We start from the raw sequence: 25248 nt of genomic DNA on the forward strand, positions 1-25248 counted from the left end.
CAGCCGGATGAGGGGCTTTTTTGTTGGATGGCGAGGCGATCAGCGCTTCAGCCGACCCTGGACCTGCTTGCGGAATTTCTCACCGTAAGGCGGACGGATCATGGCGATCATTTCGCTACCCGTCTGTGTAAAGACAGCCTTCTTGTGGCTGAATTCCATGAAGCCTTCCCGGCCGTGGTATGAGCCCATGCCCGACGGGCCCACGCCGCCGAACGGCAGGTCTTCCTGGCCGACATGCATGACCACATCATTCACGGTCACGCCGCCGGACGTGGTGTTGTTCAGCACCATATCCTTTTCCGCAGCGTCTTCACCGAAATAGTAGAGCCCCAGCGGCCGGTCATGCGCGTTGATATAATCGATCGTCTGCTTGGTGTCGGAATAGGACTTGATGGGCAGGATCGGCCCGAAGATCTCATCCTGCATCACTTTCAGATCGTCGGATGGGTCAACGATGATATGCGGCGGAATCTTGTGATACGGCTGCTGGGAGAAATTCTCCCCGGTCGGATTGATCTCGATGACCTCTGCGCCCTTCGATTTCGCTTCGTCGATATAGCCCATCAGACGGTCATAGTGGCGCTGGTTCACGATGGAGGTGTAGTCCTCATTGTCCTTCAGGCCACTCGGATACATCGTCTCGATCGCCTGGGTCGCGGCAGCGACGAAATCGGCGGTCTTTTCCTTCGGCACGAACGCATAATCCGGCGCCAGGCAGATCTGCCCGGCATTCAACGCCTTGCCGGCCATGATGCGGTTGGCCGCTTTCTGCATGTCTGCCGACCGGCCCAGCACGACCGGGCTCTTGCCGCCAAGTTCCAGCGTGAGCGGAACCAGATTGTCGGCCGCAGCGCGCATGACGTGGTGGGCGATGGAGGTCGCCCCGGTGAAGAGGATGTGATCGAAGGCCAGCTTGGTGAACTCGGCGCCGATGTCCGGCCCGCCGGTGATCACGGCCACTTCTTCCTCATCATAGTATTGGGCGATTGCCTTCTTCATCACTTCGGATGTGACTTCCGTGAACTCCGACGGCTTGATCATGCAGCGGTTGCCGGCCGCGAACACACCCGCCAGCGGTGCGAAGGTCAGGTTCACCGGGAAGTTCCACGGGCTGATGACGCCGATCACGCCCTTCGGCTGGTACTGGATCTGCGACCGGGCGCCGAGCAGGCCCAGCGGGAATTCCGACTTGCGTTTTTCCGGACGCATCCATTTGGCGACGTGCTTCTTGGCATGCTTCAGGGCGCCGATGGAGCTCGCGATATCGGTGAAACCCGACTGGTCCTTGGACCTGTGCCCGAAGTCCTGGCACATCGCATCGACCAGTTCGTCATTATAGGTGATCAGGAGATCAATCGCCTTGTCGAGCCATTCAATCCGCTTGGCGGTCGATGGAATCCCGTCCCGAATGTGAGCCGCTTTCTGCCTGGCGAGAATGCCGGTCATGCCGGTGGTGGGGGCGCTATCAAGGGCCATGGATCCGATCTCCCTGCTTATCGGTTGTTCTGAACAGTGTAGCGCACGTTCAGGGCTTAACAATGGAAGATTGGGCTTGCCGCCGGGTGAGGCGTTCACAAGCCGTCAGCCCGGGCTAGATTGCGCGTCAGACACAGATCCACGCCAAAGGGAGGGCGACCATGAGCTACGAGCTGATTTCCTACGAACTGAAGGGCAATATCGCCGTCATCGCCTTCAACGATCCGAAGACGATGAATGCGTGCGGTGTCGACACTGCACAGGAGATGCTGCACGCCCTCGAAAAAGCGGCAGACGAGGCGCGATGCACCGTGATTACGGGGAATGGCCGGGGCTTCTGTTCGGGCGCCAATCTGGGCAAGGTCAACGGGCCGTCACTGAGCCATCCGGGCTCCAAGCCGGACGCCGGACGCCCGCTGGACACCCATTACAACCCGATGATCGTCGCCATCCGCGAACACCCGCACCCGGTGATCACGGCCGTGAACGGCGCGGCGGCAGGGGTCGGCTGCTCCATCGGCCTGATGGGAGACGTGATCGTCGCCGGGAAAAGCGCCTACTTCCTGCAGGCTTTCCGCCGCATCGGCCTCGTGCCGGATGGCGGTTCTACCTGGTTGCTGGCCCGCACGGTCGGCCGGGTTCGTGCCATGGAAATGGCCCTGTTCGGCGAAAAACTGCCCGCCGACAAAGCCCTGGAGTGGGGCATGGTCAACAAAGTGGTCGAGGATGACCAGTTGATGGCCACCGCGATGGAATGGGCCGAAACCCTTTCAGCGGGCCCGACGGTCGCTCTGGCCGGCATGCGCAAACTGATCTGGGACGCCACCGAAACCGATCTTGGCGAAGCCTTGCACGAAGAACGCCTCGCACAGCGCAAAGCGGGCCGGACAGCGGACTTTGCCGAAGGCGTGAAGGCCTTCCTCGAAAAGCGCCCGGCAAAATTTCAGGGAAAGTAACCTAAGATTTATGACGGTTACGGACCGGCCTTTAAGAATGGGGTAATTCCTTCTGGGTATTTCCTTGCTCTTCAGGAGGCTGGGGATGGGTTATCGCCTTATTCATTTCAACTGTGCGCGCCCACTTGGGGCGTTCAGTCTGGAAAATGAGTTTATCCGTATTTTCGTGAGCATCATGCCGCGTGTTTTTGCGGATGCCGCAAGCTTTGAAGGCCTGCACTTCCACCGTCATGGCGTGCGTCGCCCTGACGGTGTGTGGATGCCTTTGGACGGCATTTTTCCATATCCGGAGGGCATGGGAGCCCCGGATGTTTCGACCATGGGGGGCTGGACGTCGCTTGAGCACCTCCAGGAATTCTCGTATTCCGGCCGGACCCACCCGCCGAGCATGCGGCGCCTGTCAACGGAAATCGACCGTTCGGCTGGCCCCGGCTTTGTGATGTGGTGGGCCCCGAAGGGCGAACGCGTTTCGATGGAGGACGGATGGCAGAAGCTGCAGCACCTGAGAGCACACGGCTCCACGCCGGAAGCCTTCTCCTTGGACGATCCGGTGGATCGCCCCGTCGCAGCATGAGCCTGACGCGCCGCGCCACCCTCGCAGCCCTGTCGTTCCTGGCGATTGTCGCCTGTGCCAGCACGCCCACGCCGCCAGACACAACGATTTACCTGGTCCGCCATGCGGAAAAACAGGCCGGTGACGATCCGGACCTGACCGTCGTGGGCCGTGCCCGCGCCGACATCCTGTCACAGGAGCTACAGGGCGCAGGCCTGACCGAAATCTGGTCGACGAACACCAAGCGCACGATCTCGACCGCCAAGCCGACCGCGAACAGCACCGGCCTGCCCGTACAGCTCTATGATGCGCGCCGCCAGGACGTCTTTGCAAACCAGCTGAAAGCCACCCCAGGTGCCATGCTGGTCGTCGGCCATTCCAATACAATTCCGGACCTTGTGAAGCAGCTGGGCGGCAAGCCCGGCGCGCCGATTGTCGAGGCCACAGAGTATGACCGGCTCTATGTCGTGACGGTTACCAAAGGCCGGGCGAAGAGCGAGCTGCGCCGCTACGGGGAATAGACTCGTTCCAACCAGGAGGAGAAATCCGGTGTTGGATAAGCCGCCGCTCAGACCCTCACAAATCCAATCTACAGACCGTCTATACACCATATATAGCGGCGTCCGACGGGTCCTATTTGCGCTTTTTTGCCTTTGCGGCCAGCGCCACGGCGAACGCCTTGCGTCCCCATTCGCTGGCCAGATCCGCCTCGTCCATCGCATCCGGCGGCAGGCTGAGATAGCCCATGTCCGTCTGCTTGCCGTCGCTCTGCCGGGTCCAGATGAACGGCTCGGAGCCTTCGGCTTCCAGGTCTGCGCGAAGGGCCGCGTCGGTTTTCAGGTAGATCACGTCATCTGACAGCAAGGCGAACATCAGGCCGTCCTTGAAAACGCCCGCGCCGCCGAACATGCGCCGCACGCTGACCGGCCCCATCGGCATGAACAGCTCCATGACGAATTCATGGAAAGGTTCCGGCGGCTTCGCCATCAGGACACAGCAGGACGCCCGAGCCGGTAGACGCCCTTGAAGGCTTTCGGATCCTCCACCGGCTTGCCTTTGCGGTAGATCAGCACCGTGCCCTCGGTATGCAGGCGAATGGCTTCGGCCCGCACATCCTTCAGGACGCGCTGGAAGTTCTTCTCGCTGACGGCCCGGGCCGCCTGTTCGGCGCTGATCGACTTTCCGGGACCGGCCGCCTCGGTCAGTTCCAGGATCGCCTCGCGGACGGGATTTGCGGTTGGCTCGCTCATGCGCGGGGCGCCTCTTTCAGATAATCGACAAGGTCGGCGAGGTTCTCCGGAAATACCGGGTCCGGCAAGGCCCGGATATCAGCAGGCGAAAGCCAGGCGGTCTCTGCGATCATCTCCTGCTCGACCGGCTCCCAGCGCGAGCGGTCGATTTCCGCGCCTTCCGTGCGCAGGCAGAAATAGCGCTCGTCCGCCTCCACCCGGTTTCCGGAGGGGCCGGTGAAGACCGTGTAGCGCCGGTGCACCTCGCCGGAGAGGTCTCCCATCAGGCCCGTTTCCTCAAGCAGTTCGCGGCGCGCGGCCTGCTCGAAAGTTTCGCCCTCGTCCACCGCGCCGCCGGGCGTTGCCCAGAACGTGCGGTCCGGAAAGCGGAAACGGAACAGCAGCGCCCGGCCCGCCGCATCAAGAATGACGAGACGGGCGCTGGGCCTTTGTTGCGGCGGGGGGACATCAGGCAACGTCATGATGGGGCGCTAAGGCTGTGTCTCGTCCGCCCACACGCCGCGCCCCAATTCAGGCAGGGTCGCCCGCAGCGCGTTCAGCCGATTTGAATCGGCCTTTGAAATCGACGGCGATTGCAACGCAGTCAGAGCAATCTCATCAATGTGGCCGGCAAGTTCATCGAACGGTGCATCCCTGCCGACGCAACCGGAAAAATAAACCCAGCCTCTGCCTGACAAGAATGACAGAACGCTCTGATCTGCCTCCGAACGCGTTTCACCTAAAGACATGGCTTCAAACACGGCCGCTTCATATTCCGCCTTCCAGACCGCAACAAGCTGCGCCGCCGCGGACAGGGCGTACACCGCATCGCCCGGAAGGTTTCTGCTGACTTCTGCTTCCGCGATTGCCGTGTACGCCAGGTACAGGCGGAATTCCGGATGGGTGATATTCGGGCCAATGCCTGCGCGACCCGCCCCGCAGCCGTAAAAGCACGCATCACCGTTTGGACCGGAAAGCGCCATGTAGCGGTCAGCAAAGTCGCGAAGCGCTGCGCGCTCCTCATCAACACCCTGATACGGACGCCCGACAAAGTCCTGGTACAACGCCCCGGCGGGGGAGTTCTCATGCTTGTAGCTGGCCCAATGCTGTGCCTGCGCCGAACCTGCTGCGAGAAGCGCAAGGAAGACGACAGCAAAAAACCGCCTGATGCAGATCACCAATCAACCGCCGCGTAAGCCAACTGCTGGAACTGGACGCGCATCGGATAGGCCGAGGACGGCATCATCTGGGTCATCTGGACACCGATGATTTCTTCTTCCGGATCGACCCAGAAGAAGGTGGAGGCGAGGCCGCCCCAGCTGAATGTACTTTCGCTGCCCGGCTGCTGGCTGGCGACCACATCGGTGACCACCGAGCCGCCAAGACCGAAGCCGACACCCGGCGACATGACTTCGCTGAACATGGAGCGGCCCATGCTGCGCATCGTCTCGCCATTCGGGAGATGGTTCTGGCGCATGAATTCCCAGGTCTTGGGGCTGATGATGCGCGCGCCGTCCAGCGTGCCACCGCGCAGCAGCATCAGGGCAAAACGGTGATAATCGCGCACCGTGGAGACGAGGCCGCCGCCGCCGTTCAGCAGCGTCGGGCGTTTCGCGTAGAGCTTCGACTCAGCCCCGGCCGGATCGGCAAGCTTCACTTCGCCGGTGATGGCGTGCTTCTCATAGCAGGCCATGAGGCGGGGGAGTTTCTCCTCCGGCACCCAGAATTCGGTGTCGACCATGCCCAGCGGGCCGGTGATCCGCTGGCGGAAGAACTCGTCCAGCTCCATGCCGGAAACGATTTCGACGATGGCGCCCAGCACATCGATGGAGTGGCTGTACCACCATTCTTCTCCCGGCGAGCAGAGCAATGGCAGGCCAGCGAGGCGCTTTGCCATCTGCTGCAACGTCTCGTCCGGACGTCCGATCTTTTCCTTGCGGTAGAGGGCGTCCACCTCATTCTGCATCATGAAGCCATAGGTGAGGCCGGACGTGTGGGTGAACAGGTCCAGCACCCGCATCGGCCGGTCCGGATCGCGCACCGTGTAGCCTTCGCGCGTGCCGCCATCGAAGACCTTCACATCCGCAAATTCGGGAATGTAGCGGGCGACCTCATGCTCCAGGCGCAGCTTGCCTTCCTCGAACAGGATCATCGCCGCGAGCGAGGTCAGCGGCTTGGTCATGGAATAGATGCGGAAGATCGTGTCCGGGCCGATCGGGTCGCCTTCGCCCAGATGCGTCGTACCGGAATAGTCTTCCAGCGCGACCTCGCCATTGCGCGAAATCAGCGTTGCCATGCAGGGCAGCTTGCCGGTGTCGAGATAGTTTTCCTTGAAAAAGGCCGGAACCGCCGCGAGGCGATCCGCATCAAGGCCGACTTCATGCGGGTCTGTGGGGTCGTGTTCGAACATCTGAGTGCGTTTCCTGTTATCCCGGTCTTTTTAAATGGCCTCTGCGGGCGAACGGGAATTCTACCCGGTGTGCCCGCAGAGGCAAATGTGCGCCCTTACAGGGTGCCTTTCTTGGCCGCCCGGGCGAGTTCGCGGGCGATGATGATCTGCTGGATCTGGCTGGTGCCCTCATAGAGGCGGAAGATGCGGACATCGCGGTAGAAGCGCTCGATGCCATAGTCGGAGACATAGCCCGCGCCGCCGAACACCTGCACCGCGCGATCCGCAACCCGGCCGCACGCCTCAGTGGCGAACAGTTTCGTGGATGAGGCGAGCAGGGTGACATCCTCGCCTGCATCGCGGCGGCGGGCAGCATCCATGATCATGCATTCGGCCGCATAGGTCTCGGCCTGGCTGTCGGCGATCATCGCCTGGATCATCTGGTGTTCCATGATCGGCTTGCCGAACTGTTTGCGCTCCAGTGCATAGTTCACCATTTCGCGGATCAGGCGCTTGGAGACGCCGGTCGCGACGGCAGAGATGTGCAGGCGGCCCTTATCCAGCACGCTCATCGCCACCTTGAAGCCCTCGCCTTCCTTGCCGATCATGTTGCTGGCCGGCACGCGGGCATCTTCGAAGATCACGTCGCAGATATGCGCGCCCTGCTGGCCCATCTTCTTCTCCGGCACGCCGACGGAGACGCCGGGCGTGTCCCGCTCGACCACGAACGCCGAGACGCCCTTGGCGCCGGGCGTGTCAGGATCTGTACGGGCCATGACCGTGAAGATGTCGGCCTTGTTGGCATTGGTGATGTAACGCTTGGTGCCGTTCAGGACGTAATGATCGCCATCGCGGATGGCTTTCGTCTTGAGGCTGGCGGCGTCCGAGCCGGCTTCCGGCTCGGTCAGCGCGAAACTGGCGATCAGGTCGCCCGAGGCGACGCCCGGCAGCCATTTCGTCTTCTGCTCCTCGGTGCCGAACAGGACAAGCGCCTGCGACCCGATGCCGATATTCGTGCCCGCGACCGAACGGAAGGCCGGAGAGGTCTGGCCCAGTTCGAACGCGACGAGGCATTCGGTCTCCATGTCGAGGGCAAGGCCGCCATATTCCTCCGGCACGGCAATGCCGAACAGGCCGAGGCTTTTCATCTCGTCGACGATCGACTGAGGCACCTCGTCATTTTCAGAGACGTCCGCCTCGGCCGGTACGCATTTCTCGGTCACAAAGCGGCGCACCTGTTCGATCAGGGCGTCGCGGATCTCGGCGTCGAAGGCCATGGTCTGCTTCCTTGTTCCATTATTCTGTCTGTTCGCCGGGGTAATCTATTCCCCAACGGCACGCTTGTCGAAGGGTAACCGTGCGGTATCGTGCCGCCCGAAATACAGGGAGGCAGCGTGACCAAAACAATCGAGAAATCAGGCGAGTTCGCAGGATGGTTCACCTGGACCGACGATCCATATGAACACGAGACGGCCGGGCCGTTCTATTTCAAGGTTGACGAGCAGGGACCGGTCGCCGCCTTCCGGGTGGAACGCAAGCATCTGAACGCCAACGGCGTCGTGCATGGCGGCTGCCTGATGAGTTTCGCCGATTTTGCGCTGTTTGCCCTCGGGCACGGCACGACGGAGGGATTTACCGGCGTCACGGTCGCCTTTTCATCGGAATTCGTCGATGCGGTCGTGGAGAACGAACGGCTGGAAGCGCGCGGAGACATCCTGCGAGACGGCGGATCGCTGAGTTTCATCCGGGGAATCGTAAGCGGAGAAGACGGACGCCCTGTCCTGAACTTCTCCGGGACAATCAAGAAAAGAAGAGAGAGGAAACCCCTATGAGCCAGCCACCCTATGAAGCGCTGTCGCGCTCGATCAAGGGCAAGACCGCCCTCATCACCGGCGCCGCCAGCGGCATGGGCCGGGCCACCGCCCACCTGTTCGCCCGCGAAGGCGCCAATGTTGCCGTCACGGATCTGAAACAGGACGCCGTCGATGCCGTGGTCGAGGAGATCAAGGCCGCCGGGATCAATCATGTGAAGGGCTGGGCGATGGATGTCGGCGATGCCGATGCCATCAAGCGCGTGATCGACGAGACGGCCGCGCATTTCGGCGGGCTGGAAATCCTGGTCAACAATGCCGGGTTCGCCATCCCGGCCAATATCGCCGAGGAAAGTTATGAGGACAGCTGGGGGCCCAGCATCAATGTCATGCTGACCAGCCACCAGCGCGCCATCCGCGCGGCGCTGCCCTACATGCGCAAGGCCGGTTATGGCCGGATCGTGAATGTGGCGTCCACGGAAGGTCTGGGCGCAACGCCCGGAAACTCCCCCTATGTCGCCGCCAAGCATGGCGTCATCGGCCTCACCCGCGGCCTCGCCGTGGACCTTGGCCGCGAAGGCATCACCGTGAACTGCATTTGCCCCGGCCCGATCAAGACCGGCATCACCGCCGGCATTCCGGACGAGCACAAGGAAATCTACGCCAAGCGCCGCGTGCCGCTGCGCCGTTACGGCATTCCGGAGGAGGTGGCGAACATCACCCTCTCCTGTGTTCTGCCGGCGGCCAGCTTCATGACCGGCGTGCACATCCCGGTCGATGGCGGCCTGACGATCAAAAACGCCTAGGGCAGGAACGCTTAAAGAGCGTTTCCCGGCTAGGGCGCGGCGAAGGCGGCTTCAAGGTCCGCCTCCGTCGCGGCTTTCCGGGCCATGCAGAGATGGATCTGCTCCCGCGCCAGCGACAGTTCGCGCGCGTGCCCTTCGGCGAGGTCGCCATATTCTTCGAACAGGGCGTTCAGCGCATCGAGGCCTTCGCTGTCGCAGAAATAGGATGCCAGCCGCGGCGTGCGGCGTTTCCACTGGGCCGGAATGGCTTTCAGGAAGGCCGGGAAATTGTCTTCGAGATACGCCCACATCGCCTCGCGCGTTTCCGGCGTTTTCATCTGCAACAGGGCCATGGTGTAGGTTTCACGCGGGCCGAGTGCGGCAGAGGCGATCAGGCCCCGCGTGCGGGCGGCCTGATCCGGATCCGTCACACTGCCCAGCGCCCTGGCGACAGACTGGCCGAAGGCCGGGTTGTCGATCTCGTCATAGGCCGTCAGCACACGATCATACGCCGCCTGCCCGCCCTGATCCAGCAGGACGAGGAGCCCCGACGCATAGAGGTCGCTGGACAGGTTCCCGTCCGCCTCCGGGTCGGTAAGCCATGTGTCCATTTTCGCGGCGAGGTCGGTCCGGGCCGCTTCCTGCTTCAGGATCGTGGCATCGAACTCCGCCAGGCTGGCTTCCAGTTCCGGATCGCCCCCCTGATCCGTCATTTGCGCGCGCAGGCGGGCGGAAGCCGCCTCAGCGTCGGCGCGCAGGCCGGGCGCATCGTCCAGCTGCTCCATCAGGTCTGCATAGATGCCCAGCACGGCGGCGGCGACGGCGGCATCGTCATGCTGCGCCCCGGCGGCGAGCACCCGGCGCAGCGTGGCCGCATCCATCTCTCCGGCATCGAAGTCCGCCTCGGCGCTGTCGATGGCGGTCAGCGCTTCGGCTGCCGACAGACCGGGCAGGACGGCGATCAGCTTGTTCCAGCCGTCGCCCGCAAGATTGAACCGGTAATAGCCGGTGCCGTTGGCATTCGGGTGGTAGGCGTCCGGGCATGTCGCCCCCTCCAGCGGCATGACCTGACGGCGCGCCTTCAGGAGCGTGCAGGACCGTCCGGACGCGTCTCCCTCGCGCCAGGACACGCAGACCGGAACGATCCAGTGGCGATTTGGGTCCGCATCGGAGCCCAGCGGGCGATAGCGGCTCTGTTCAAGAACGACCTTGGCGCCAATGCTTGTGCACTGAAGGTCTGTCTCCAGCAGCGGGACGCCATTCTGGGTGACGAACGTCTTCAGCGACTGGCCGATATCCGGATTGCCCGTTGTCCGGCCGATGGCGCGGAAGAACTCCTCGCTGTCAGCGGCCCCGTCGGCATATTCGGCGATATACTTGCCCAGCGCCGGACGGAACTGGTCCGGCCCGAACCACGCATCCACCATGCCCAGAACGGCCTGTCCCTTGTTGTAGGTGATCGCATCATAGGCGTTGCGGATGTCGGCATTCTCCGTGATCGGCTGGGCCACGGCGCGGGCGCTGGACAGGCTGTCGAGCCGCATGGCGGCAACCGCATCGGCGACGGCCTGAATGTCGTACCCGCCATCCGGTTCCAGCACGCTGAGCACGGCCGGCTCGGCCCAGCTGGCAATGCCTTCCTTCAGCCAGAGATCGTCCCACCAGGGCGGGGTGACGAGATCGCCGAACCACATATGCGACAGCTCGTGCGCGTGGACACCTTTCATGGACCGCAGGAACAGGGCGCCGGACGTCTCATTCGCGAGAATGCGGCTTTCCCGGTAGGTGATCGCGGCAGCGAGTTCGGTCGCCCCCGACGGCCATTGCGGCGCGGCGATGATGTCCAGCTTTTCATAAGGATAGGGCTGTTCCAGCGCCTCTTCGAAGAACTCCACGATGGCGGGCGTGATGGAGAGGATTGCGTCCAGCTCCTCACCCTTGCCTGCGCGGGCATAGCCCGTCAGCGGCACAGGCCAGTCGCGCAGCGCATTCACCGGGATCGTCCCGGCGGGAACTTTCTCGAAATTACCCACGGCGACCGACAGGAGATAGGTCGACAGCGGCCGGGTGCGCAGGAAAGTCACCCGGTCAAAGCCCGGCTTGTCCGGGACGCGCGATGCGACCGGCGTGTTGCCGATAGCCAGCATGTCTTCCGGTACAATCAGCGTGAAATCGAACGGGGCCTTGAAGCCCGGCTCGTCAAAGCTTGGCAGGAAACGGCGGGCCTGGATGCTTTCGGACTTGGCCAGCGCATAGGCTTCGCCCTTTTCCTCCACCCGGAACAGCCCGGCGAGGTTCGCGTCGAAGGCAGCGGTATAGTCGATGGTCAGCGTGATGCCGCCCGCATGAACTCGGTTCGGAAAACCTACCCAGACCACGCCGGTCGGGTCCACTTCTGTCCAGCTGGCTGGCCGGGTCTCGCCGCCTGCCGTCACCGTGACCGAGGACACGTCGAGATCTGCCCCGTGCATCCAGATCCCCGGCGCGGATGTCTGCAGGTTCACGTCAATCCCGACATGCCCGGCGAAGGCCGCCTCCCGCGGGTCGACGGTCATCTCCACCCGGTAGGCCACCGGCTGGGCCACGCCGGAAAGCCGGCCGGACGGCGCCGCGGCCCTCAGATCATCCATCGGCACGGCGCGGACCTGCGGACCGAAGGCCGATGGCTGCACACAGGCCGCCAGAAGAAGGAGAAGGGACGCCGCCAGATACCGCATGAAATCGCTTCCTTGTCTTGTTTCACCCTCCTGCTTAGCGCATCAGGAGAGCCATGAAACCCGTCCTCTCGATACTCGATCCATCTCCATTGTTCGAGGGCCAGACCGCCGCGGATGCTTTTGAGAACACGCTTGCCCTGGCCGGGGCACTGGACGGGCGGGGCTGGCGGTCCTTCTGGGTGCAGGAACATCACAATGCACGCAGTTTCGCGGGCGCCGCGCCGGAAGTCCTGATCGCCGCGCTGACGCAGCGCACGCAGCATCTGAAGCTCGGTTCCGGCGGGGTGATGCTGCCGAATTATTCGCCGCTGAAAGTGGCCGAGCAATTCTGCGCGCTCGAAGCGCTGGCGCCGGGCCGGATCGAACTGGGCGTCGGCCGGGCGACCGGGGCGGACCCGCGCACCTCCGCCGCCCTGCTCGGCCCCGGCGCGCAGGCCTTCCCGACCATGCTGCGCATGCTGATGGACTGGATGCTGGATGCGAGCGGTGAGGCACCCTTGCCGGAGAACCACCGGGCGACGGGCATCCATGTCGGCCCGCGCGGCGCCCGGCCGGATTTGTGGATGCTGTCCTCCTCGCCGGACTCGGCGGCCTTTGCCGGGGCGATGGGCCTGAAGCTCGCCTTTGCGGATTTCCTGGCGCCGGGCGGGGCGGGCGCTGCCCTTGAGACCTACCGCAAGGCATTCGAGCCTTCGCCCTTCGCCGCAGAGCCCTATGCCGCCGTTGGCCTCGTTGCCCTCGCCGCGGAGTCAGAGGCCGAGGCCCGCCGCCTGTCCAAACCCGCCATCGCCTGGAACCTGGCCCGCAGTACGGGGGACTTCCGCGCCTTCGTTCCGTCTACGGAGGCCGATGCCGTGATCGCCGCCGCCTCTCCCGAAGCGCTCGCCGCAGCGGAGGGACGCGGCGTGATCGGCGCAGCAGACGATGTCGCCTCGCGCCTGTCCGCCTTTGCGGGCGAACATGGCGCCGACGAGCTGTTCATCCTCACATTGGCCGAGCGGAACGAAGACCGTATCCGCTCCTACCAGCTGATCGCCGAAGCGATGGCCTAGCCCGCGAAGCCGCGCGCCTTCATGGCCTCATACCAGCGGCCGAGATTGGCGTGCTCCTTGTGCGGCTCATACTTCATCACGCGGCAGAAGCCGCAGGCGATGAAAAGCGTGATGTCCGCGATGGAGAAGCGCCCGGCCGCCAGGAACTCATTGTCGGCGAGATGGGCGTCGAACCGTTCCGCCATTTTCTTTGCGGCCTTCTCGCCCTTGGCGGCGGCCTCTGCGCTTTGCGGCACTTCCAGCGGCGCCATCATCGGATGCGCGTTGCGGAACCAGGTGGCGAACTGGACGAAGAACATCATCTCCACGCGCCGGTCCCACATCTCGATCAGGGCTTTCTCTTTCGGGTCGGCGCCCATCAGGTTCGGCTCCGGGAAGATGCCTTCGAAATAGGTGCAGATGGCGCGGCTCTCGGTAATCTTGGTGCCATCGTCCAGCACCAGCGCAGGCACTTGCGCGAAGGGCGAGACTTCACGGTATTCCGGCGTCTTATGCTCCTGCTTCATGATCGAGACTTCTTCAAGGTCGACCGCATCAAGCTTGCCCTTGGCACGCAGGAAGTAGACGACACGATCCGGGTTTGGCGCCTGGGGGCTGTGATAGAGCTTCATGGGTTTCCTCCGATTATGTTCTAGAATGTGCGGCTGATGCCGACGGTGGCATTGACCGGCTCGCCGGGGAAGTAGCGCTGGTTGCCGAAGGACACATCGGCCCGGTCAGCATGGCGCTCGTCCGTCAGATTGCGAATATTGATCCAGACCGTATGCGTGTCGGTCCAGGCCCAGGCCGCGCGGGCGCCGAGCACGGTATGGCCGGGATAGGTGTTCTGGTTGCCGGGGTCGGTGAAGTATTCGCCGACATGTTCGACATTCAGCGACAGGGCGAGGCGATCGGTCGCCTGCCAGTTCAGCCGCGCATTGGCGAGCCATTCCGGCGCGGTGTCGATCTCGTTGCCATCGAGGATGCTGCTGGAGGCAGACGCCACGATCCGGTCAAAGGTGTAGGTCTGGTCCGACCAGGACACATTGCCTGACAGGGACAGCGTATCGGTGAGGTCATAGGCGGCGGAGACTTCCACGCCCTTGTGCTCTGTCGAGCCGTCGGTCACGTTCAGGCCGTCGGAGTCGCGGAAGAAGTAATTCTCCTTGTCCATCCAGTAGGCGGCGACATCGAAGACGAGCCGCCCGTCGAGGGCTGCGCCGCGCGCGCCGAGTTCGACACTGTCCAGCGTTTCAGTATCGACCTGCCCCACGACCTGCAGGCTCTGCAGGCGGTAAAGGTCCGACACCTGCGGGGCACGGGCCCCGCGGGCGTAGTTGGCATAGAGATCGACCGTGTCGGAGACCGACCAGACCGCGCCAAGCTTCGGCGTCACGAATTCATAGGAGTCCGACCGGTCGGCCGGCACGTTGAAGCGGCCATTGATACCGGCGGGCGCCTTGGTTGAGTAGTCATAATCATGGCTCTCGCCGCGCAGGCCCGCCAGAATGCGGACATCGTCCGACAGCGCCCATTCCAGTTCGGTCCACAGCGCCGCGACGGTTGTGTCGACGTCATAGTCATAGTGGACGCCTTGCGGGAAGCGCGAATCTCCGGGGAAGAAGCCGAACGGGTCCGGCTGGATTTCGCGGAGGTAGCCGCTCGCGGCGTCGAGGTCTGTGCCGACGCGCCAGGTGAGCTGCTGCGAGACGGGCTGCTCGTAGCGTACCATCACGCCGCCACCTGTGTGGCCGTTCTTCTCCACACCGCCATTCGGCAGGAAATGCTGCGCGAAGATCATCGCCTGCGAATGGGCGTAGGGCATCACCACCAGCGCGCCATCGAACAGGGGCCGTTCGAGGCGGGCGCCAAGCCGGGCGGACCAGGCATTGCGCCAGGCTTCGGGATTCGGATTCGACTTTGCGATGTCCTCATCCTTGTAGGCATCGGCGCCGACGATATAGCCGCCCGTTTCCTGCTCGAGGTTCTGGCCCGACAGCCAGACGGTCGCGTCCCACAGGCCCGGATTGAACTTGCCGACCACGGAGAGCTTCTGCTGGTTGACGTCTGTGTTGTCGCGCCAGCCATTGTCTTTCTGCAGGGAGAGGTTCACCAGCCAGTGCTGGCCCTCGTCCAGCTTCATGTCGGTGCGCCAGCGGCCAAGCGTGCCATAGGAGGCGCGCACTTCGCTGCCCTCGCCCGGTTCCGGCAGGATGACGTTGATCAGTCCGTGCACGGCGTTGGAGCCATATTTCGCACTGCCCGGCCCGCGCACGACTTCGATGGCGTCGGCGACCTCGTGGTGCGGCTCGATCAGGGAATTGACGTTGCCGAAGGCAGGGGAGCGGGTGGGGACACCATTCTCGAGGATCAGGAAGCTGCCCTGCCCGGCCCCGCCGGTCAGCACCGGCGAGCGGATGGCGATCAGATGTTCCTGCCCGGAATTCATCTGCACGTTCACGCCGGGCAGCTGGTTCAGGATTTCGGCGGGGTGGTCGGCGGCGGTGGCGTCGATTTCGGCGGCATCGAGTGCGGAGTAGCTTCCCGGATCATTCGCATTCCGGTCACCCCACACTTCAATCGGCGAAAGCACATCGCGCGTCACCGGCGCTTCATCCGCCTGTTGTGCCTGCGCCGACAAGGCACCAAACAGGAATGCGATACCTACCGCGCTGGAAAGCGCGGAAGTATGGGGCAAACAGCTCGCGCCGCCGTGAATTTTACGGCCGTTATCACTCTGCATAAACGCTTCCTCCCAAGCGGAAGCCTTGTGTGTCGTACGTACCGCAGCGGCACGCAAGGGGCAGCCGGTCACGCCTGCGTGTCAGGCTTTTGTCAGCAGGTTAGCCGTTCGCGCCCGCAAACAGCTGATACGGCAACGCGCCGACGACCGCCGCCGACAGGCAGGTCGCAAACGTGCCGGCCACCAGCGTACGCCAGGAGAGCGACAGGAAGTCATCCCGGCGGCTCGGCTCGATGATGGAAAGCCCGCCGATCAGGATGCCCATGGAGCCGAAATTCGCAAAGCCGCAGACCGCGTGCGCGGTGATCATGCGGGTGCGCGGGTCCATTGCGTCCGGCGGCACTTCGGCCAGCTGCAGGAAGGCCACGAATTCAGTCAGCACCGTCTTCACACCCATCAGGGAGCCCGACTTGGCCGCCTCTTCCATCGGCACGCCGACCATGTACATCAGCGGGGCGAAGATCCAGCCGAGCACACGCTCAATCGACAGCGGCGCACCGGCAACGTCCGGAAGCGCGCCGAGCCCGGCATTGACCAGCCAGAGCAGCGCCAGCGCCGCGATCAGCATGGTCGCGATGTTGAACACGATCTGCAGGCCATCGGTCGCGCCGCGCGAGAAGGCGTCCATGGTGGAGGCGTAGTTGAAGTCCGGCTCTTTCATCCGCTCGGTCGCGGGGGTCGTTTCCGGAATCATGGTGAGGGCAACGGCGACAGCCGCAGGCGCGGCCATGATGGAAGCCGTTAGCAACTGCGCCAGCGGGTTCGCCATCTTGCCTTCAAGGAACGAGCCGTACACGACGAGGACAGAGCCCGCGATGGTCGCGAAGCCCGCCGTCATCATGATCAGCAGTTCCGACCGGGTCATGCCCTTGATGTAAGGCCGGATCAGCACCGGCGCCTCGGTCATGCCCATGAAGACGTTGGCGGAGACGGCCAGCGACGTCGCCCCGCCAAGGCCCATGCCCCGCCGGAAGATGAAGGCGAAGCCGTTGGTGATCCATTTCAGGATGCCCCAGTGCCAGAGCATGGCCGACAGGGCGGCGACGACGATGACGATGGGCAGGATCTGGAAGAAGAAGAGCGGCGGGGGTGTGCCGTCCATCAGTTCGGCCCCGGCGACATTGTCCCCGACATAGCCGAACACAAAGCCCGTGCCGGCGCGCGTCGCGGCCTGCAGGCCATCGACCACGTCATTGGCGCGGAACAGGATGGAGCGGATGAAGGGAATGCCGAACAGGATCAGGGCGAAGACAAACTGCATCACCGTGGCGCCGATGACGACTTTCCACGGGAACAGTTTGCGTTTTTCAGACCAGGCCCAGCAGAGGCCATAGATCATGGCGATGCCGAGCAACGCGCGGGCGTTGTCCCAGCCCCATTCAAATCCCATGATGTTCATCCCGGCCCAGTCTCCCTTCCCCGAAGATACAGCCTTATGGATTAAACGGGTGGCCGCCGCAGGGGAAGCACTGATCTGTTCGGCAGGTGCGTTCCATGCTGCCTGGCAAGCGGCAGGGCAGGTTGCAGACCGATTGCACCGGACGTAAATCTGCGGTTTGACGAGGCGCGGCCCGAGGGATAGGTTTTCGCCTTAATTATCAGACCTCTGGCGCGATCTCCTGAGAGGTGACCCGCCGGACGTCAAGGAGACCCGACCCCGATGAAATTGCGCGCCCTTTTCATGGCCGCCGTCATGGCCATGACTGCCCCCGCCTTTGCCGACACCAACGCCGGTGACCCGCCGAAAGAGACCGAAACCCGCCCCGTGCCCGATCCGGTCATGTTCGAAAGCCGCCACACCGGCACGTTCGGCCGCCAGAAGATGACCTACACGGTCGAGGCAGGCGACACGCAGATCACGAATGAAGATGGCAAACCGGCCGCCAGCCTGTTCACGATCTCCTACATCAAGGAAGATGCCGGGTCGGACCGGCCGGTGACCTTCGTGTTCAATGGCGGGCCGGGCTCGGCCTCCGTCTGGCTGCACATGGGCCTGCTCGGCCCTAAACGGGTCGTGGTGGCCAGCGATGCCGACGAAGACGATGGCGCCGCGCCCTACCGGATGGTGGACAATCCGCTCTCCATCCTCGACCAGACAGACCTTGTCTTCATCGATCCGGTCGGCACCGGATTCAGCCAGGCCATCGGCGAAGGCGAAGACAAGGACTATTGGAACGAAGCGGGCGACAAGTCATCCATTGCCGAAGTCATGCGCATCTGGATCACCAAGCACAAACGCTGGAACGCGCCGAAATACCTGATCGGCGAAAGCTTCGGCACAACGCGTGCCGCCTATCTCGCCAATGAGCTGACGGTGGGCGATGTGGACATTGCCCTCAACGGCATCGTGCTGATCTCGCAGGCACTGGATTATGAGGGCTCCACCTCTGCCCATGACAATGTCTACTCCTATGTCACCTACCTGCCCTCGATGGCAGCGGCGGCGCAGTATCATGGCCGCGCCGGGCAAGGCGTTCCGCAGGCGGAATTCCTGGCCGAGGCCCGGGCCTTCGCGCGCGACGAATACGGCCCGGCCCTGTGGAAGGGCGAGCGGCTGAGCCCGGAAGAACGTACCTATATCCGCGACAGGCTCGCCTATTTCACCGGGCTCGATCCGGAATATATCGAGACGTCGAACCTCCGTATCCTGATGCACCGCTTCCAGAAGGAGTTGCTGCGCGACAAGGGCGTGGCGCTCGGGCGGCTCGACGGGCGCTATCTGGGGGACGAGGCAGACGATGCCGCCGAAGGCCCGGAGGACGATGTCTCCAGCTATGCGGTCAGCTCAGCCTATTCGGCGCTGATGAACCAGTATCTCGCCGCCGATCTCGGCGTGGAAATGGACCGGCCCTACATGGTCTCCAGCCCGGACGCCGGCGAACAATGGGATTTCCGCGACGCGCCGGAAGGCGAGTACTGGGAACCGCACTATGTGAATGCCGGGCGCCAGCTGACGACGGCCATGCGCCACAACACGGCACTGAAAGTGATGGTCGCCAGCGGCTATTTTGATCTGATCTGCCCCTTCTTCGACGCAGAGATCACCTTCGCCCGCTACGGCATCCCGCAGGACCAGGTGGCCATGACCTACTATCAGGGCGGGCACATGATGTACCTGAACGACGGTGCCCTGAAGGCCCTCGCCGCCGACATCCGCAGCTTCTATGCCGGGAAGCTGGAAGACCAGCGGCCCGACTAGGCAGAAACAAAAAGGCCCCCGGCACAATGCCGGGGGCCAAAGCCTTTCAGAGCAGTGACGCCCTAGCCGAGCTTGCAGATGCAGATCTTGTTGCCGTCGGGGTCGCGGAAATAGGCGCCGTAGAAGGTCGGCATGCGCTGGCCGGGGGCGCCTTCATCTTGCGCGCCGAGTTCGATGGCCTTGTTGTAGACCTTGTCGACCGTCGCATTGTCCGGTGCGGCGATGGCCGGCATGACGCCATTGCCGCAAGTGGCCGCCTTCTCGTCGTACGGGCCGCCAACTGCCAGCATGGGTGCGCCAGGCCCCGTGCCGTAGAAGTAAAGGCGGCCATTATTGAAGACCTGTTTGGCCCCCATTTCCCCCAGAACCGCGTCGTAAAAGGCGCAGGCCTTGTCGGTATCATTGGAGCCGAGCGTGACATAAGCGAGCATGTTGTTTCCTCCTCTGGTGCATTCCAGAATGGAACTGATACACGGTGCGACAACGCAGGCAATGCCTGACGCAAGGGATGTGCTTGACGTTCACGTGAGCGTCTGGTGTGAAACCTCCAAACTTTTCAGGAGAAAGCCCATGTCTGACATCCGTTTTGACGGTCGCGTTGCCATTGTTACGGGTGCCGGTGGCGGTCTTGGCCGCTGCCACGCCCTCGAACTCGCCCGCCGCGGCGCAAAAGTCGTGATCAACGACCTCGGCGCGTCGATGGATGGCTCCGGCGGCAGCTCCGAAGCCGCTGAAGCCGTGGTCAAGGAAATCGAAGCCATGGGCGGCGAAGCCATGGCCAACGGATCGTCCGTGGCGGACGAGGCCGGCGTGAAGAAAATGATCGACGACACCATGGAAAAATGGGGCCGCATCGACATCCTGATCGCCAATGCCGGCATCCTGCGCGACAAGTCGTTCTCGAAGATGACAATCCAGGACATCGACCTGGTGCTCGCCGTCCACCTGCGCGGCACGTTCCTTCCGGTCCACGCTGCCTGGAACATCATGAAGGAACAGAATTACGGCCGTATCGTCGTGACCACCTCCTCCACCGGCCTGTATGGCAACTTTGGCCAGGCCAATTATGGCGGCGGCAAGCTCGGCGTCGTCGGCATGATGAACACGCTGAAAATCGAAGGCGCCAAGAACGACATCAAGGTCAACGCGGTCTGCCCGGTCGCCGCAACCCGCATGACCGAAGGCCTGATGCCGCCGGAAGCGCTGGAACAGCTGAAGCCGGAATATGTCACGCCGGGCGTGATGAACCTTGTGAAAGACGACGCTCCGACCGGCATGATCCTGTCGGCCGGTGCCGGTGCCTTCTCGATGGCCCGCATCGTCGAAACCCGCGGCGCCTATGTCGGCCAGGGCGACGAGCTGACCGCCGAAGCCGTTGCGGCCAAGTGGGACGAGATCACCGACACCAGCAAGACACTGCCGGCCTTCACCTCCGGCGGCCAGCACGGCGCGAACATGTTCTCGCTCGTCGCTGAGGGCAAAGGCCAAGGCTGAGCCAAGCATTGAAACGCGGGCCCAGGGCCCCGCTTCAAACTTGCCAAAAATGATGGCGAGGCGCAGGTTGTTCTCCCGAAAGGAGACTCTCATGCGCCTCGCCATTCTTTTGTTTTCTTCTTTGTTTCTGGCCGGTTGCGCCTGGTTTCTCGAACCCGGCGTCGTTCCGGACCGGGCCGTTCCAGCGGATCAAGTCGCCGCCCCCAATGATCTGCCGACAGCCGGTGAAGGCGCCATGTGCGGCGGCATCGCGGCGCTCCAATGCGATGACGGCCTGACCTGTATCTATGAAGACGGCGCCTGCCACGCGATCGCGGACGCCGCCGGCACCTGCAGGAAAACCGGCCCGATCTGCACCAAGGAATACCGCCCGGTGTGCGGATGCGACGGCGAGACCTATGGCAATCGCTGCGAAGCTTATGCCGAAGGCGTCAGCGTCGCCTACCCCGGTGAGTGCAAGGTGAAGGAAAGCTGACCGTCAGCAGACCCCCTATTCATGCATAAAGAATGGCCCACACCCCCTTGGATACGGGCCATTTTTTCAGGTGCCAACCGTTCAACACTTCCACCCGGATACGGATGATATCGGCCGGCTTCCCCCAACAGAGCGCAAGCCGCCTCAGCAGCTCAGGGCGCGAGCAGGCGCCGGAACAAACCCACCTGATCATTTGCCATGCGCAGGCGTGCATCGTCTGGAATCTCGTCCCAGTGGTTCAGCACCCACAAGTCCAACGCCTCCCCCAGGCCCATGGCAGCGTCGACCAACAGCGTTTCCGGCAGGTCGGTCCGGACCGCCCCCAATGCCTGCCCCTTGCGGAGAATGTCCGTGATCCAGCGCCGCGCCGCGACAAACGACCGTTCCGTCGGCGCACTGTGCGCCGGGTCTGAACGCAAACGATAGAACATGCGGCCCATCTTCACATACCAGGCGTTGGAGTTGCCAAGGGCTGTGAACCGCTGCGCCAGCGCCTCCATCTCGCTCCAGAAATTATCTTCCGTCAGCGTGCTCGCGTCGAAACCGCCAATCTCCCGGAACAGCAAACCGAGCGACCGGTCCACAAGCGTCGTGAACAGATCCGCCTTGTCGTCAAAATAGTAATACAGCGAGCTTTTGCTCATGCCCGCCTGCTCCAGGATGCGGTTCAGCGACGCCGCTTCATAGCCCTTCGCAGCAAATTCCTCCGCCGCGCTCTCGATGAGGCGGTGTTGCTTGTCGGGGTTGAGTTTCTCGAATCGTGAACGGCTCATAACTTGACCCTAGCCTGCACCAGGACTACGTACCAGATGTGTGGACCACGTGGTCCACAACCCTGACGGACCCCAGGCCCGCCAGCGCCTGAGTATTGAAAACTGAAATTGCCTGTCACGGAGTCCTCCCATGAAAATCGCTATCAGCGGCGCCGGCGTTGCCGGGCCATGCCTCGCCTATTGGCTGCTGCGTACCGGTCACGAACCCACCCTGATCGAGGAATCGCCGGAGTTCCGGGCGGGCGGTTATGTCATCGATTTCTGGGGGGTCGGCTACGATGTGGCAGAGAGAATGGGCCTGCTTCCGGAGATCCTGACCCACGGCTACGACGTGCAGGAACTCCGGCTGGTCAAGGAAAGCGGTGCCCGGGCCGCGGGCTTCAATGTGGACGTGTTCCGGCGTCTCACCCATGATCGCTACACCAGCCTGCCACGGGGTGAGCTGGCCGAAGTGATCTTCAATTCCGTGAAGGACAAGATCGAAACCCTCTTTGGCGAAACCATTGTCGCCATCGACGATCATGGCGATGGCGTATCCGTCAGCCTGAAGCATGGCGGGACGCGTGAGTTCGACATGGCCGTTGGCGCAGACGGCCTGCATTCGAATGTCCGCCACCTTGTCTGGGGCGATCAGGCCGGTTTTGAAAAGCCCGTTGGCTTCCATGTCGCCGCGTTCGAGTGCCGGGACTATCCCCACCAGGACAAGGACGTTTATGTCAGCTACACCAAACCCGGCCTCAGCGCCTCCCGCTTTGCCATGCGCGACAACCGCACGCTGGTACTCTTCATCTTCGAGAATGAGCGTCTGAAAGCGCCGCTACCGCATGATCTCGGTACGAAGAAAGCCGCTCTGTGGGACATCTTCGAAGACATGGGGTGGGAAGCCCGGGAAATGCTGGATGCCATGGACGATACGGCAGAGATCTATCTGGACCGGGTGAGCCAGGCCGATGTTCCGCAATGGAGCAAGGGCCGGACCGTCCTGATCGGCGATGCGGCCGCCTGTCCGTCATTGCTCGCCGGAGAAGGCACTGGCCTCGCCATGACCGAGGCCTATGTGCTGGCCGGCGAACTCGCCGCGAGCGGCGGCGACATACCGGCCGCTTTTGACGCCTACGAGAAACGCCTGCGTCCCTTCATTGAAGAGAAGCAGAAAAGTGCCCGCGCATTCGCGTCCTCAATCGCCCCGAAGACCGAGTTCGGAATCTGGCTGCGCAACATGGCCACGCATCTCATGGTCATCCCACCTTTGGCCGACCTGCTGATCGGCGACACTGTGAAGGACGATTTCCATCTTCCGGACTACGGTATTTAGGGCCGGCCGCCTGCGGACTATTCAGCGGTCTTCATTGCCTTCAGGTACATGGAGTTCTTCGGCTTGGAGAAGACGCGTTCCACCATCGGTTCGAAGAATTCCAGCGGTTCGCTTTCATAGTCCGGGTCAAAGGCGGCCTGGTCGTATTTGTGGCAGAACTCGGCACAGCGCTGGTAGTGCGGGCTGTCCTTGAACTGGTCGCGCATGTTCTTGTCGAGGCCGAGATACTCGAAGAAGTAATAGCCCTGGAAGGCGCCGTGATTGGCGACCATCCAGAGGTTCTCTTCCGACACGAACGGCTTCAGGATCGCGGCGGCCACGTCCGGGTGGTTCATGCTGCCCAGCGTGTCACCGATATCGTGCAGCAGCGCGCAGACGACATATTCCTCGTCCCGCCCGTCGCGATGCGCGCGCGTCGCTGTCTGCAGGGAATGCTCCAGCCGGTCGATGGGATAGCCGCCGAAATCCCCGTCCAGCAGGCGCAGATGATCCAGCACCCGTTTCGCGAGGCCTTTGTTGAACGCCCGCGCGTTCTTCGCGATGATATCCCAGTCTTCCTGGGTGCCATCCAGCATTTGCGTGAATTTCGCGCTTGGGGCCGCGCCGTGTCCGTCCGCCATGTCGTTTCCTCCGGTTTCTTATTCTCTGGCCGCAGGATACCCCCGCCGCGGGCCAGTTCCAATCCCTTTCCAGTCCCTGTGCCGTCAGATTGGCGGCATGGCCGTCGGCGGGACGTCCGAATCTTCTTCATGCACCTCGATCAGGCCCAGGCCGACATGGCTGCGCTTGCGGCTGTAGAAGACGTAGATCAGCAGCCCGATGGCGCCCCAGACCGGCAGAACCATCTGCGCCACGAAGGGCAGGTTCAGGTAGAGGCCGAGGCACCCCAGGGCTGCAATCGGCGCGATCACCCAGACCAGTGGCGTGCGGAACGGGCGGAACCGGTCCGGATCCGTCCGGCGCAGCATCATCACCGCAATGGCGACCATGAAGAAGGCAAACAGGGTGCCGGAGTTCGAAATGTCCGCCAGCTGGCCAACCGGGAAGAAGGCCGCTGCGATGGCAACGCAGATGCCGGTAAAAATGGTCATTTTCCACGGTGTCTTGAATTTGGGGTGCACATCCGCGAGCCTCTCCGGCAGCAGGCCGTCGCGGGCCATGACGAAGAAGATCCGCGTCTGGCCGTAGATCATCATCAGGATCACAGACGGCAATGCGATGGAGGCCGCGAGACCGACAAGGTTGCCGATCACGGGGAAGCCGATGATGCGGAGCGTCTCTGCCAGCGCCTCGTCCGAACAGACGATCGGCGCCTGACCGAGCGCGGCTAGTTCGGCGCAGCGGGCGGCAAAACCGGCCCCGTCCGGCGGCAGCACCGCGCCAGCAGCATCGCGCACAGGCTGGGCCCCGACGGTTCCGACCACGCCTGCCGCCACAAGGAAGTAGAAAACCGTACAGATGGCCAGCGAGCCGAGCAGGCCGATCGGCACATTGCGCTGAGGGTTCTTGGTCTCTTCGGCGGCTGTCGAAACGGCATCGAAGCCGACATAGGCAAAGAAGATGGTCGCCGCGGCCCCAACGACGCCGAGCCCGTCATGTCCCAGCAATCCGGTCGGCATGAGCGGCGAGAAGTTCTCCCCTTTCAGGATCGGGAAGCTGAGCACGATGAAAGCCGTCAGGGCCGTGACCTTGATGGCCACCAGCACTGCGTTCACCGACGCGCTTTCGCTGGTACCGATAACCAGCAGCCAGGTGACGACGGCCGCCACGATGATGGCAGGCAGGTTCACCACCCCATGACTGAAATCGACGCTCGGAATGCCGCCTGCAAAGCCCCAGGCCGGGCCGCTACTGAGCGCCCCGGGCAAGGTGAACCCTGTTAAGTTCTCAACGAGGCCCATCACGTAACCGGACCAGCCGACACACACCGCCGAGGCCGCGACCGCGTATTCGAGAATTAGCGCCCAGCCGACCATCCAGGCCAGCAACTCCCCCATCACGGCATAGGTATAAGTGTAGGCAGAGCCCGAGACCGGCACCATGGAGGCGAGCTCTGAATAGCAAAGCGCTGCCACCGCGCAGACGAAACCTGCAATGACGAAAGAGAACATCATGCCCGGCCCGGCCTTCTGGGCGGCCGCAGCGGTCAGGACGAAGATGCCTGTGCCAATCACGGCGCCGACGCCCAGCATGGTCAGCTGGAAGGCACCAAGGGATCTGTGTAGGGACTTCTTCTCCGCTGTCGCAAGGATGGCGTCGAGCGGCTTGATACGATCGAATATCATGGGGAATGCTCCGATAG

General features: G+C 63.0%; 25 protein-coding genes. 10 read left to right on the forward strand and 15 right to left on the reverse strand.

The features are described 5' to 3' along the window. Window positions 1-39 precede the first annotated feature (39 nt). Window positions 40-1476 carry a coniferyl aldehyde dehydrogenase gene (locus HAD_RS16220; RefSeq protein WP_035573507.1) on the reverse strand — a complete coding sequence of 479 codons (1437 nt, stop codon included), beginning with the start codon at window positions 1474-1476 and terminating at the stop codon, window positions 40-42. A 161-nt stretch (window positions 1477-1637) separates the two neighbouring features. Between HAD_RS16220 and HAD_RS16225 the strand changes: the two genes are divergently transcribed. The 3 genes from HAD_RS16225 to HAD_RS16235 all read left to right on the forward strand — a co-directional run bounded on the left by HAD_RS16225 (window position 1638) and on the right by HAD_RS16235 (window position 3506). After that, window positions 1638-2432, forward strand: coding sequence for an enoyl-CoA hydratase/isomerase (locus HAD_RS16225; RefSeq protein ID WP_035573509.1), 795 nt, complete (start codon window positions 1638-1640; stop codon window positions 2430-2432). 85 nt (window positions 2433-2517) lie between these two features. Then, on the forward strand, window positions 2518-3006 hold the full coding sequence (locus HAD_RS18230) for a DUF3291 domain-containing protein (protein ID WP_051596395.1): 489 nt from the start codon (window positions 2518-2520) through the stop codon (window positions 3004-3006). Next, the gene (locus HAD_RS16235; RefSeq protein ID WP_051596396.1) at window positions 3003-3506 is read left to right on the forward strand and encodes a phosphoglycerate mutase family protein; all 504 of its coding nucleotides are present in this window, start codon (window positions 3003-3005) and stop codon (window positions 3504-3506) included. Before HAD_RS18230 ends, HAD_RS16235 begins: the two co-directional genes overlap by 4 nt. Window positions 3507-3618: 112 nt before the next feature. Here the strand turns inward: HAD_RS16235 and HAD_RS16240 are convergent, their stop codons facing one another. The 6 genes from HAD_RS16240 to HAD_RS16265 all read right to left on the reverse strand — a co-directional run bounded on the left by HAD_RS16240 (window position 3619) and on the right by HAD_RS16265 (window position 7880). Continuing rightward, complete coding sequence (locus tag HAD_RS16240) at window positions 3619-3972, reverse strand: TfoX/Sxy family protein (protein WP_035573511.1); 354 nt, start codon at window positions 3970-3972, stop codon at window positions 3619-3621. Next, window positions 3972-4235, reverse strand: a complete 264-nt coding sequence (locus HAD_RS16245; protein WP_035573513.1) for a DUF3253 domain-containing protein — start codon at window positions 4233-4235, stop codon at window positions 3972-3974. Before HAD_RS16245 ends, HAD_RS16240 begins: the two co-directional genes overlap by 1 nt. Then, window positions 4232-4696 (reverse strand): NUDIX hydrolase, encoded by a 465-nt coding sequence (locus HAD_RS16250; protein ID WP_035573515.1) that lies wholly within the window; start codon window positions 4694-4696, stop codon window positions 4232-4234. Before HAD_RS16250 ends, HAD_RS16245 begins: the two co-directional genes overlap by 4 nt. 9 nt (window positions 4697-4705) lie before the next feature. Next, window positions 4706-5197 carry a hypothetical protein gene (locus HAD_RS16255; RefSeq protein WP_156942314.1) on the reverse strand — a complete coding sequence of 164 codons (492 nt, stop codon included), beginning with the start codon at window positions 5195-5197 and terminating at the stop codon, window positions 4706-4708. Between the two features lie 191 nt (window positions 5198-5388). After that, window positions 5389-6624, reverse strand: coding sequence for a serine hydrolase domain-containing protein (locus HAD_RS16260; protein ID WP_035573520.1), 1236 nt, complete (start codon window positions 6622-6624; stop codon window positions 5389-5391). Window positions 6625-6719: 95 nt separating this feature from the next. After that, window positions 6720-7880 (reverse strand): acyl-CoA dehydrogenase family protein, encoded by a 1161-nt coding sequence (locus HAD_RS16265; RefSeq protein WP_035573521.1) that lies wholly within the window; start codon window positions 7878-7880, stop codon window positions 6720-6722. A gap of 117 nt (window positions 7881-7997) precedes the next feature. Here HAD_RS16265 and HAD_RS16270 point away from each other — a divergent pair, with 117 nt between their 5' ends. Together HAD_RS16270 and HAD_RS16275 are read left to right on the forward strand one after the other, a co-directional pair. After that, window positions 7998-8435, forward strand: coding sequence for a PaaI family thioesterase (locus HAD_RS16270; protein WP_084332023.1), 438 nt, complete (start codon window positions 7998-8000; stop codon window positions 8433-8435). Next, a complete protein-coding gene (locus HAD_RS16275) occupies window positions 8432-9220 on the forward strand; it encodes an SDR family NAD(P)-dependent oxidoreductase (RefSeq protein ID WP_035573523.1) in 789 nt (262 codons plus the stop codon). The genes HAD_RS16270 and HAD_RS16275 overlap by 4 nt, the downstream gene beginning before the upstream one ends. A gap of 29 nt (window positions 9221-9249) precedes the next feature. Here the strand turns inward: HAD_RS16275 and HAD_RS16280 are convergent, their stop codons facing one another. After that, window positions 9250-11916 carry a M1 family metallopeptidase gene (locus HAD_RS16280; protein ID WP_035573525.1) on the reverse strand — a complete coding sequence of 889 codons (2667 nt, stop codon included), beginning with the start codon at window positions 11914-11916 and terminating at the stop codon, window positions 9250-9252. Between the two features lie 53 nt (window positions 11917-11969). Between HAD_RS16280 and HAD_RS16285 the strand changes: the two genes are divergently transcribed. Further along, window positions 11970-12968 (forward strand): MsnO8 family LLM class oxidoreductase, encoded by a 999-nt coding sequence (locus HAD_RS16285; protein ID WP_035573527.1) that lies wholly within the window; start codon window positions 11970-11972, stop codon window positions 12966-12968. Here HAD_RS16285 and HAD_RS16290 read toward each other — a convergent pair. From HAD_RS16290 to HAD_RS16300, 3 genes are all read right to left on the reverse strand, one after another. After that, entirely contained in the window at window positions 12965-13579 is a 615-nt protein-coding gene (locus HAD_RS16290) for a glutathione S-transferase family protein (protein ID WP_035573529.1), read from the reverse strand. The genes HAD_RS16285 and HAD_RS16290 overlap by 4 nt on opposite strands. Before the next feature lie 20 nt (window positions 13580-13599). Beyond that, complete coding sequence (locus HAD_RS16295) at window positions 13600-15645, reverse strand: TonB-dependent receptor (protein WP_241765396.1); 2046 nt, start codon at window positions 15643-15645, stop codon at window positions 13600-13602. 145 nt (window positions 15646-15790) lie between these two features. Then, a complete protein-coding gene (locus tag HAD_RS16300) occupies window positions 15791-17080 on the reverse strand; it encodes a NupC/NupG family nucleoside CNT transporter (protein ID WP_035573780.1) in 1290 nt (429 codons plus the stop codon). A 270-nt stretch (window positions 17081-17350) separates the two neighbouring features. Here HAD_RS16300 and HAD_RS16305 point away from each other — a divergent pair, with 270 nt between their 5' ends. Continuing rightward, window positions 17351-18889 carry a S10 family peptidase gene (locus HAD_RS16305; RefSeq protein WP_035573531.1) on the forward strand — a complete coding sequence of 513 codons (1539 nt, stop codon included), beginning with the start codon at window positions 17351-17353 and terminating at the stop codon, window positions 18887-18889. A gap of 62 nt (window positions 18890-18951) precedes the next feature. Here the strand turns inward: HAD_RS16305 and HAD_RS16310 are convergent, their stop codons facing one another. Then, a complete protein-coding gene (locus tag HAD_RS16310; protein ID WP_035573533.1) occupies window positions 18952-19320 on the reverse strand; it encodes a VOC family protein in 369 nt (122 codons plus the stop codon). Window positions 19321-19459: 139 nt separating this feature from the next. Between HAD_RS16310 and HAD_RS16315 the strand changes: the two genes are divergently transcribed. Then, window positions 19460-20383, forward strand: a complete 924-nt coding sequence (locus HAD_RS16315; protein WP_035573535.1) for an SDR family NAD(P)-dependent oxidoreductase — start codon at window positions 19460-19462, stop codon at window positions 20381-20383. Window positions 20384-20474: 91 nt separating this feature from the next. Beyond that, window positions 20475-20858 carry a Kazal-type serine protease inhibitor family protein gene (locus HAD_RS16320; protein WP_035573537.1) on the forward strand — a complete coding sequence of 128 codons (384 nt, stop codon included), beginning with the start codon at window positions 20475-20477 and terminating at the stop codon, window positions 20856-20858. A gap of 152 nt (window positions 20859-21010) precedes the next feature. Here HAD_RS16320 and HAD_RS18755 read toward each other — a convergent pair whose 3' ends face one another. Beyond that, a complete protein-coding gene (locus tag HAD_RS18755; protein WP_035573539.1) occupies window positions 21011-21631 on the reverse strand; it encodes a TetR/AcrR family transcriptional regulator in 621 nt (206 codons plus the stop codon). Window positions 21632-21761: 130 nt separating this feature from the next. Here HAD_RS18755 and HAD_RS16330 point away from each other — a divergent pair, with 130 nt between their 5' ends. Then, the gene (locus tag HAD_RS16330; RefSeq protein ID WP_035573541.1) at window positions 21762-22946 is read left to right on the forward strand and encodes an FAD-binding domain; all 1185 of its coding nucleotides are present in this window, start codon (window positions 21762-21764) and stop codon (window positions 22944-22946) included. A 17-nt stretch (window positions 22947-22963) separates the two neighbouring features. On the opposite strand, the gene HAD_RS16335 is transcribed toward HAD_RS16330, so the two are convergent. Then, window positions 22964-23566: an HD domain-containing protein gene (locus tag HAD_RS16335; protein ID WP_035573544.1), complete on the reverse strand. Its 603-nt coding sequence runs from the start codon at window positions 23564-23566 to the stop codon at window positions 22964-22966. An 84-nt stretch (window positions 23567-23650) separates the two neighbouring features. After that, window positions 23651-25231: an amino acid permease gene (locus HAD_RS16340; RefSeq protein ID WP_035573546.1), complete on the reverse strand. Its 1581-nt coding sequence runs from the start codon at window positions 25229-25231 to the stop codon at window positions 23651-23653. Window positions 25232-25248: the final 17 nt, after the last annotated feature.

It is taken from the genome of Hyphomonas adhaerens MHS-3 (assembly GCF_000685235.1).
Classification (GTDB): domain Bacteria; phylum Pseudomonadota; class Alphaproteobacteria; order Caulobacterales; family Hyphomonadaceae; genus Hyphomonas; species Hyphomonas adhaerens.